The sequence below is a fragment of the Microcoleus sp. genome, from assembly GCF_049646505.1.
Taxonomy (GTDB): domain Bacteria; phylum Cyanobacteriota; class Cyanobacteriia; order Cyanobacteriales; family Microcoleaceae; genus Microcoleus.
This window is the reverse complement of record NZ_JBARVX010000424.1, coordinates 1-8,632: the sequence shown is the minus strand read 5'-3', so window position 1 is coordinate 8,632 and position 8,632 is coordinate 1. Positions and strand designations below refer to the sequence as shown.

Here is an 8,632-nt window from a genome sequence, read left to right as displayed (position 1 = left end):
ATTGGGAATTGGGAATTGTTAGCTGTTGACTGTTGACTGTTGACTGTTGACTGTTAACTACTGCCAACTGCCAACTGCCAACTGCCAACTGCCAACTGCCAACTGCCAACTGCCAACTGCCAACTGCCAACTACCAACTGCCAACTGCCAACTGCCAACTGACTACTGCCAACTGCCAACTGACTACTGACTACTGACTCTTAGTAAATAGATATATATCATCTCGCTGATATTTGAGTTTAAATTGGGGATTGTTGGTGAGTTGAGTTACTAGGTTTTGTACAAAAGCTCGATCGCTCATCCAGCCGGGATACCTCAGATTCAGCAAGACATAATCAAATTCCTTGAGATTTGCAGGAGGTGTCTTAGCCTCAGTTAACTTTACCACGGGGCGGTGCGTTAAGTGGGGAGCAACGCGAGAAGTTGTTAAAACGCTGCCTTTTGTGTTGACGAGAGCGATGGCTTCTTTGGTAGCTGGCAAAGTGTCGAGGTAATCTAAATAAATAGTCCAAAAATAGCCGTATTTCGCTAAAGCTAAAAAAGCGATTAATGACCAAATTACAATGATTTTTGGCAATGAATAATTAGGAATTGGCAATCTATCAAATATTATCTTTCCTTTAGACTGATTTCTATCTGCTAAACTGGAAATTACGGCAACTAACAAAAATGGCAATATCGGAATAGAATATTGATGAATCAAATCTCGCTGGGCTGGAATATCGGAAAGAATATTCATCGCCAACATCGGCACGGCGCTAATTAAAGGTGTCAGGTGACGCGGGGAAAGCCACCAAATTACAGGCAAGGTTAATAAGGCTAAATATTCAAAAGTATCTAAAGAAAATAAACGTCCTAAAACTAGATTTGGTTTCAATATTAAATTAACAGCAATTTCTAAAACTGAATCTCCCAAATATTGATATCGCCCGATTCCTGCGTGTTCTCTTCCCAGATTGAAATACGGTATCACAGCCTGAGTAGTTATCAGGAACCAACCGACACCTAAAAATAGAGCTATGAGTCCGCAATTGCGTTTTTTGTCGAAACACAGCAGCCACAGTCCCATCGCAGCTACAGTTAAAGATAACACGGCTTTGCAGCTCAAAACTAAGACGATAGCAGCACAAAACCACAGGGTTTTATTTAGTCTGGCGGCTAGGATTGCTGCTAGCAGTGCGGGTAGGGCAATTACTTCTGGGTGGAAGTCGAAGAGGTTGACATTGAAGACTAATGGATAGAGGAGGTAAATACTGGCGATCGCCCGAGATATGCTATTATTTAATCCGGCTTGACGCGCCAAACTCCAAGTTGGCAAAGCACCCAATGCTAGAGCAACTGCTTGCACTAGCAACAGCCAATGAACGTCGGGATATATTTTGTAATGCAAAGCCACGGGATACATCACCAAAGCGGCGTGGTTTCCCATGTGGTGAATTTCGAGAAATGAGGAAAACGGCGTTTGTCCCTGACTGATTAGATACGCTACTTGGTCGTAAATTCCCAGTTCAAAGGCGTTGGATTGAAACAGGGCGTGGCGTACACTGCTGCACAGTAAAAATATTACCACAAAAAGGGCGATCGACCAAATTACAGGCTCGTATTTTAGATGCTTAAAATTGTTCATATTGTATTCATTCCAAAATTATCTTAAAATTATCTGCGTTTCTCTCTGTTTATCTGCCTTAAATCTGCGGTTGGTTTTGAGCGATGAATAATTATTGCAATAAGTTTACTAATTGCTGATTTTTTGAAACAAAAATACATCGTCTTGCTGATAAGTTATCTTAAATTCAGGAGATTTTTTAAGTTGAGCCGCGACACTCGCAGCAGTATCCGCAGTATCCGGCCAAGGATGGCGCAAATTTAGCAGTACATACTCAAATTCATTCAAACTTTGTCCGTTAGCAACTTGATGCAGCAATTTAATTGTTTTTCGGTGAGCGAGATGAGTTGCTAGGGAATTATCTGTTAACACGTTGCCTTTAGTTTGCACTCTGTTAATTGCCTGTCGCGTAGCTTGCCAAGTGTCGAGAGACTCTAAATAAATTGTTCCAAAATAACCGTATTTAGCCAAAGCTAAAAAAGTTATCAGCGCCCACAAAATTAACAATTTTGACAGTAACGAATTGGCAAACAGCAATTTTCCACCTCTCCAACTTCGGCGAACCCAAGTGCGGTGAGTCCAGATATGTTTAACAGATTTAATTGAAATATTTTTCGATACTTTATTCCAAAGTCGGGGCATCCAGTTGCGATGATTCCACAGATAATTACCTGCATTTTTCCAAAAATTGCTCGCTCTTTTCTGTCTGTCTGCTAGGGTAGAAATTACAGCAGTTAATAAAAATGGAAATATCGGCACAGAATACTGGTGAATCAAATCTCTCTGCGCGTCAATATCGGAAAGAATATTCATCAATAGCATCGGCGAAGCACCAATTAAGGGCGAAAGATGCCGAGGAGAAATCCACCAGATTGCGGGCAAAAACAACAAAATCAAATATCCCAAAGTATCTGCTGAAATCAGCCGCCCTACTACTAAGTTAGGTTTCAGCACTAAATTAACAGCTATTTCAAAAACCGAGTTTCCTAAATATTGATATCGCCCCACACCTGCGTGCTGCTTGCCTTGATTAAAATACGGTACAATAGCTTGAGTTGCTATCAAAAACCAAGCCGCGCCGAGAAATATAGCGATGAGTCCGCACCTGCTCTTTTTTTCAAAGAAAAACAGCCAAACACCCATCATCACAACTGTTAAAGATAATACGGCTTTGCAGCTTAAAATTAATACTGTGGCGGCACAAAACCACAGGATTTTATCGAGTCTGGCTGCTAAGATTGCTGCTAAGATTGCGGGCACAGCAATTACTTCGGGGTGGAAGTCAAACAAATTGACGTTAAATACTGCGGGATAAAGCAGGTAAACTGCTGCAATGGCGATCGCCTTTGGTTCGTTTAATCCCGCTTGACGTGCTAAACTCCAGCTAGGCCAAGCACCTAAAGCTAGGGAAACAGCTTGCACTAATAACAGCCAGCGAACATCGGGATATATTTTGTAAAGTAAAGCTAGCGGATAGAAAATAAACGCCGTATGATCGCCTAAAATATTAATTCCCATTAATGAGGAAAATGGCGTTTGATTTTGAGAGATTAAGTAAATTGCTTGGTCAAAAATTGCTAAGTCGAATGCTGTTGAATGAAACAATGCGTGTCGCGCGCTGCTGGCGATAAATAAGATTATCGCTGTCACGACAATCATTAAAAATACTGGATGGAATTTTGCGGATTTTAAAGTTAGCATTCTGTTGGGTTAACCTGGGATGCGTTTAAATAGTATAACGTCGTTTTTTTGATAAGTTAATTTAAAATTGGGAGCATTTTTTAGTTGATTGGCTAAGGTATTTCCAATTTTTTCAGTGTCGGGCCAGGGATGGCGCAGGTTGAATAATATGTATTCAAACTCAGCTAAGTTTGTTTGGGGTGAAATTTGTGAAAGCAATTTTACGATGGGGCGGTGCGCGAAGTGAGGGGCAAGTCTGTTATCTGTTAAAATACTGCTTTGGGGTTTAACTTGTGCGACTGCTTCCCGCGTGGCTTGCCAGGTATCTAGTCTATTTAGATACAGGAAAAAATCTTTATATTGTCCGACAATTAAGAATATTATTAATGACCAAATTATCATTTGTTTCGGCAATTGAATGCCCAGCCACAGTTGCGGTATTGGTATTTTTGTAAATGGTAAATTCGCTATTTTTGGAGGCGAAAATATTTGCGATTCTGTTTTTAATTGGGCGTTTTTGCGGCTGGATTCTTGGGCGATGACTGCTATTATTAAAAATGGAATTATCGGCACTGAATATTGATAGGCTAAGCTGCGTTGAAATGGCAAGTCGGAGAGGATATTGATAATTAGGGTAGGGATGGCAGGGATTAGGGCTGTTAAATATTTGAGGTTGTTTGGGCGGGGAAATGGCAGTAGCAGCCAAATCACGGGTAATATCAGGATGAATAAGTATTTTATTGTATCGGTGGAAAGGATTCTTCCTAAGATTAATTGTGGTTTTAATAAAAGGTTGATGATTATTTCTATTACGGATTTTCCTAAATAGCTGTAGCGCCCGACTCCGGCGACTTCGCTACCGCTAAAGTAGGGGATGATTTTCTGGGAAGCTATCAAAAACCATGCTGCACCGAGCAAAAGTGCGATCGCCCCACACCGTTGCTTTCTTTCGCAAAAAAACAGCCACAACCCCATAGCAGCAACGGTTAGGGACAAAACAGCCTTGCAGCTCAAAACTAACAGAATTGCGGTACAAAACCACAGGATTTTATTTAAACGCGCTGCTAAAATTGCTGCTAAAATTGCGGGTAAAGCGATTACTTCTGGGTGAAAATCAAATAAATTGATGTTGAATACTACCGGGTAGAGCAAATAAATAATTGCGATCGCGCGGGATTGTTCTTGATTTAAACCGCCTAAACGCGCTAAACTCCAGCTAGGCCAAGCTCCCAACGATAAAGCAACTGCTTGTACCAACAGCAGCCAATGCACGTCTGGGTAAATTTTGTAGAGCAAAGCTAGCGGATAATAGATTACCGCTGCGTGATCTCCCAAAATGTGCATCTCCATCAAAGAAGAAAAAGGCGTTTGGTTTTGGGCGATGAGGTAAATTGCTTGGTCAAAAATTCCTAAATCGAAAGCTGTTGATTGCAATAAAGCGTGCCGCAAACTGCTACAAAAAAAGAAAATTGCCGCAGCGGTGGCGATCGCCCAAACCAGACTCGACGGTGGCTGCGATCGACCTTCCTCTATATTTTCGGCGATCGAGACACTGATGTCCTCACTGTCATCAACAAAATTTTCCCTATTCTCCATGAAATCTGGCACTAGCTGATCGGTCAAAATATAATGCCATCGAATGTGCCTGCCGCGCAATAGTTAACCGCTAATTTTAGTTCCCGCAATCGTAATATTAGAATAATCCACAAAACCTTAAAAAATTGTGAAAGCAATAACTCTTCTCGGCTCCACAGGCTCCATCGGCACTCAGACTCTGGATATTGTAGCTCAATACCCCGAACAATTTCGGATTGTCGGGTTAACAGCAGGACGAAATGTCAAGTTGCTGGCGCAGCAAATTCGCCAGTTTAAACCGGAAATTGTCGCGATTTGTGACGAAGATAAATTACAGGAATTGCAGGAGGCGATCGCAGATATTGACCCTCAACCTATTTTACTTGCTGGGGAGTCAGGCGTTGTCGAAGTTGCCAAATACGGCGACGCTGAAGCCGTAGTCACCGGCATAGTTGGCTGTGCGGGTTTGCTGCCAACAATTGCGGCTATAGAAGCAGGCAAAGATATCGCCTTAGCAAATAAAGAAACCTTAATCGCCGGCGGCCCCGTTGTCAACCCCTTAATCGAAAAATACGGTGTTAAAGTATTGCCGGCTGATTCAGAACATTCGGCAATTTTTCAGTGCTTGCAAGGCTTACCGGCGGGAGGGTTGCGCCGGATTATTCTTACAGCTTCCGGCGGTTCTTTTCGAGATTTGCCGATCGACAAATTAGCAGGAGTAACAGTCGCCGATGCCTTGAAACATCCGAATTGGTCGATGGGGCAGAAAATCACGATTGATTCTGCTACTTTGATGAACAAAGGATTAGAAGTAATTGAAGCTCATTACTTGTTCGGCCTGGATTATGACGACATTGATATTGTCATCCATCCCCAGAGCATAATTCACTCGTTAATTGAGCTGCAAGATACGTCGGTTTTGGCGCAATTAGGCTGGCCGGATATGCGGTTGCCGCTGCTTTACGCTTTGTCTTGGCCGGAGCGAATTCCTACAGATTGGCCGCGGCTGGATTTGGTAAAATCCGGCGATTTGACTTTCCGAGAACCCGACCACGAAAAGTATCCTTGTATGCAGTTAGCCTATGCGGCGGGACGTGCGGGCGGCTCCATGCCTGCGGTGCTGAATGCGGCTAACGAACAGGCTGTAGGGCTATTTTTGGAGGAAAAGATTACATTTTTGGATATTCCGAAATTGATTGAGAAAGTGTGCGACAAACATCAAGCTGATAACTGTGAAAGTCCTGGTTTAGATGATATTCTGGCGGCGGATAGGTGGGCGCGGCAGGAAGTTTTGGCGATGAGTGTCGAATTGGGCGATCCTCTTCGAGGGCTTCGCTAACGGATTCTTTCAGTTCGCTAATTCTGAGATGTAGACGGCGGTTGAAACCTCGTCTATACAAACACTCACGCGCCTCCGCGGGTTGAAGAACTGGTCGTAAAAATTACGTTATTTTATTCAGATGCAGACGGCGGTTGAAACCGCGTCTATACAAACACTCACGCGCCTGCGCGGGTTGAAGAACTGGTCGTAAAAATTACGTTATTTTATTCAGTTATTATCTTCAGTCCGCGGAGGCGGACTTCGTTTTTGTAAACCTGGTTTCAACCGCCGTCTTCTATCTTTTGCTAATTTTTGACTTTCGCCGCAAAATCAGCCGCACTCATTTTTTCGTACATTTCAAAAGGTTGGTGAATCCAAGGATTGTCAGCCAAATAATCTACATAATAATCCGGCTTCGCCACAGAACAAGCCTTGTACCAAAGTACAGCAGTCCGAATTTCCTGAATATCTTCGCCGTAGCGGTTTTGCAGCCAAAGGATACCTTGTTCCAAACTAATCCCCGAATCCACCAAATCGTCAACTAACAGGATGCGGCTGCCCAAATTATCGCCCACCATTGTCAAATTAGGCGCAAACTCGATCGCCCGCCGGACTTTTCCCTCCGCCCCACCGTAAGACGAAGCCGCTAAAATCGCCAGAGGTTTGTGGAAAATCCGCGACAGAGTATCGCCCACCCGCAGCCCTCCCCTCGCGAGACAAACAATGCGATCGAATTTCCACTGAGATTCATCAATTTTTACAGCCAAATCCTCAATTGTCCGATGGTAATCAGACCAAGAAATGTAAAGGTCGCTCATGCCTAATATGATTGAAATATCAAAGATATTATTAAATATTTTGGGGGAAATGACATGAATGCAGACGAACTTCTCAGACGGTATGCAGCCGGAGAACGGGTATTTCAGAAAGTAGACCTAGCCGGGGTCAATATGTCAAGGATAAATTTGCGCGATATTAACCTGAGTCAAGCTGATTTAAAAGGTGCAAATTCGATCGGCACAATCCTTTACAGAGCCAATCTGTATCAAGCAAATATCAGCCAAGCCAACCTCTCCCAAGCCAACCTCATGTCCGCTAATTTCGGGGAATGCGAGGCGGTGGGAGCCAACTTAAGCGGAGCCATCTTGCGGAGTGCGGTGCTCGGCGGGGCAGATTTAACCGGGGCTAGTCTCAGGGGTGCAGACATGAGAGATGCCAACCTTCAGCGGGCAATATTGATTCAAGTTTATGCCGCCAACGTTAACTTGCAAGGTGCAAACTTGACAGAAGTAAAACTTTGTGGTATTAACCTCAGCAAAGCAAATTTAACCGACGCGAACTTAACGCAAGCTGACCTCAGCCTTGCCAACCTGACTCAAGCAAATCTGAGTTGGGCAAATTTGACGGAAGCCAATCTCGAAAAAGCGGATTTGAAGGGAGCCAATTTGAGCGGAGCAAACTTGACCTGTGCCAATCTACATCTAGCAGATTTGAGCGGAGTTTCCCTCAAGGGAGCCAATCTCCGGGGAGCAAACCTGCATCAAGCTTGTTTGCGCGGGACAAATTTGAAGGAGGCGAATCTGAGAGAAGCGATGATGCCTGACGGCAAAATTTCTGAGTAAATAAGCTGGCAAAACAGAATTTAGCACCGCAGGGTGATGGTGGCGCACCCTGCCTTTAGTTTAATTCTTGATTTTATTAAGGCGATTTAATTCTGCCTTCGGGTGGCAGTGCATTTTCACAGAAGCGGCAAAAAATTTTCTACTCGATTTTAATCTACAACTTTCAGCCAGCCCCGGCGAACGGCGTGGAGCAAGCGGTTGATGGCTGTTTGATCTTCTTCGGTAAGACAGTCATTTAACAGGGCTGTCTTGAGCTGTTGTCGGTGAGTGGGAGTCAGCAGACCGGAGTGATATACCTGAAAAACTAGCTCTGCAATAGTAAATTGAGGTAAAAACGTTTGGGTCATCATTGTTTTTGTTTTGAACTCGCTTTTGACAGTATGGACTGATTTTCCCAATCTTTATGTGATTCAAATACGCGAGCAAATGTGATTCATTCGGTCTTAATTTGTGATTTGTGTCAGCCAAACTTGGGGATCGGTTCTTTCCTCATTGAGAGGGAAACTCGCAACACCAACTCCGTCTCGACACCTCGCTTTTGGCAACTCCCAAATCTGTATTTTTCCTTAAGAGAGTGCGACAAATAAATTAATATTTATCTCATAATATATGTTTTTCAGTTAAATGAGGTACACCAGATCGGGGTAATAGGGCATAGGGCATAGGGCATAGGGCATGGGGCATTGGGCATGGGGTATAGGGTATAGGGGACTACCAATTACCAGTTACCAGTTACCCCAATTACCAATTACCAATTACCAATTACCAATTACATTTTTTCGGCTCGTATCTCATGGTGTTCAGAATTGCTATAAATAAATCGATCGA

The 8,632-nt window shown here is 43.4% G+C and carries 7 protein-coding genes; 2 read left to right on the top strand and 5 right to left on the bottom strand.

Annotation, left to right across the window (positions count from 1 at the left end; genetic code table 11):
* Positions 1–190 precede the first annotated feature (190 nt).
* From WBA89_RS20945 to WBA89_RS20935, 3 genes are all read right to left on the bottom strand, one after another.
* Complete coding sequence (locus WBA89_RS20945) at positions 191–1,627, bottom strand: DUF2079 domain-containing protein (protein WP_424409164.1); 1,437 nt, start codon at positions 1,625–1,627, stop codon at positions 191–193.
* Between the two features lie 108 nt (positions 1,628–1,735).
* On the bottom strand, positions 1,736–3,307 hold the full coding sequence (locus WBA89_RS20940) for a DUF2079 domain-containing protein (protein WP_424409163.1): 1,572 nt from the start codon (positions 3,305–3,307) through the stop codon (positions 1,736–1,738).
* 9 nt (positions 3,308–3,316) lie between these two features.
* Positions 3,317–4,882, bottom strand: coding sequence for a DUF2079 domain-containing protein (locus WBA89_RS20935; RefSeq protein WP_424409165.1), 1,566 nt, complete (start codon positions 4,880–4,882; stop codon positions 3,317–3,319).
* Between the two features lie 127 nt (positions 4,883–5,009).
* On the opposite strand from WBA89_RS20935, the gene dxr reads away from it, so the two are divergent.
* Positions 5,010–6,200: a 1-deoxy-D-xylulose-5-phosphate reductoisomerase gene (gene dxr / locus WBA89_RS20930; protein WP_424409161.1), complete on the top strand. Its 1,191-nt coding sequence runs from the start codon at positions 5,010–5,012 to the stop codon at positions 6,198–6,200.
* Between the two features lie 287 nt (positions 6,201–6,487).
* Here dxr and WBA89_RS20925 read toward each other — a convergent pair whose 3' ends face one another.
* Positions 6,488–7,000, bottom strand: coding sequence for a phosphoribosyltransferase (locus tag WBA89_RS20925; protein WP_424409160.1), 513 nt, complete (start codon positions 6,998–7,000; stop codon positions 6,488–6,490).
* A gap of 54 nt (positions 7,001–7,054) precedes the next feature.
* On the opposite strand from WBA89_RS20925, the gene WBA89_RS20920 reads away from it, so the two are divergent.
* On the top strand, positions 7,055–7,804 hold the full coding sequence (locus WBA89_RS20920) for a pentapeptide repeat-containing protein (protein WP_424409158.1): 750 nt from the start codon (positions 7,055–7,057) through the stop codon (positions 7,802–7,804).
* A gap of 149 nt (positions 7,805–7,953) precedes the next feature.
* On the opposite strand, the gene WBA89_RS20915 is transcribed toward WBA89_RS20920, so the two are convergent.
* Positions 7,954–8,154, bottom strand: a complete 201-nt coding sequence (locus WBA89_RS20915) for a hypothetical protein (RefSeq protein ID WP_293122028.1) — start codon at positions 8,152–8,154, stop codon at positions 7,954–7,956.
* Between the last annotated feature and the right edge of the window lie 478 nt (positions 8,155–8,632).

What these genes read in the sequence shown, in the direction of transcription:
- WBA89_RS20945 (WP_424409164.1), bottom strand. Translation starts at nt 1,627, where the DNA reads ATGAACAATTTTAAGCATCTAAAATACGAGCCTGTAATTTGGTCGATC.
- WBA89_RS20940 (WP_424409163.1), bottom strand. Translation starts at nt 3,307, where the DNA reads ATGCTAACTTTAAAATCCGCAAAATTCCATCCAGTATTTTTAATGATT.
- WBA89_RS20935 (WP_424409165.1), bottom strand. Translation starts at nt 4,882, where the DNA reads ATGGAGAATAGGGAAAATTTTGTTGATGACAGTGAGGACATCAGTGTC.
- WBA89_RS20925 (WP_424409160.1), bottom strand. Translation starts at nt 7,000, where the DNA reads ATGAGCGACCTTTACATTTCTTGGTCTGATTACCATCGGACAATTGAG.
- WBA89_RS20920 (WP_424409158.1), top strand. Translation starts at nt 7,055, where the DNA reads ATGAATGCAGACGAACTTCTCAGACGGTATGCAGCCGGAGAACGGGTA.
- WBA89_RS20915 (WP_293122028.1), bottom strand. Translation starts at nt 8,154, where the DNA reads ATGATGACCCAAACGTTTTTACCTCAATTTACTATTGCAGAGCTAGTT.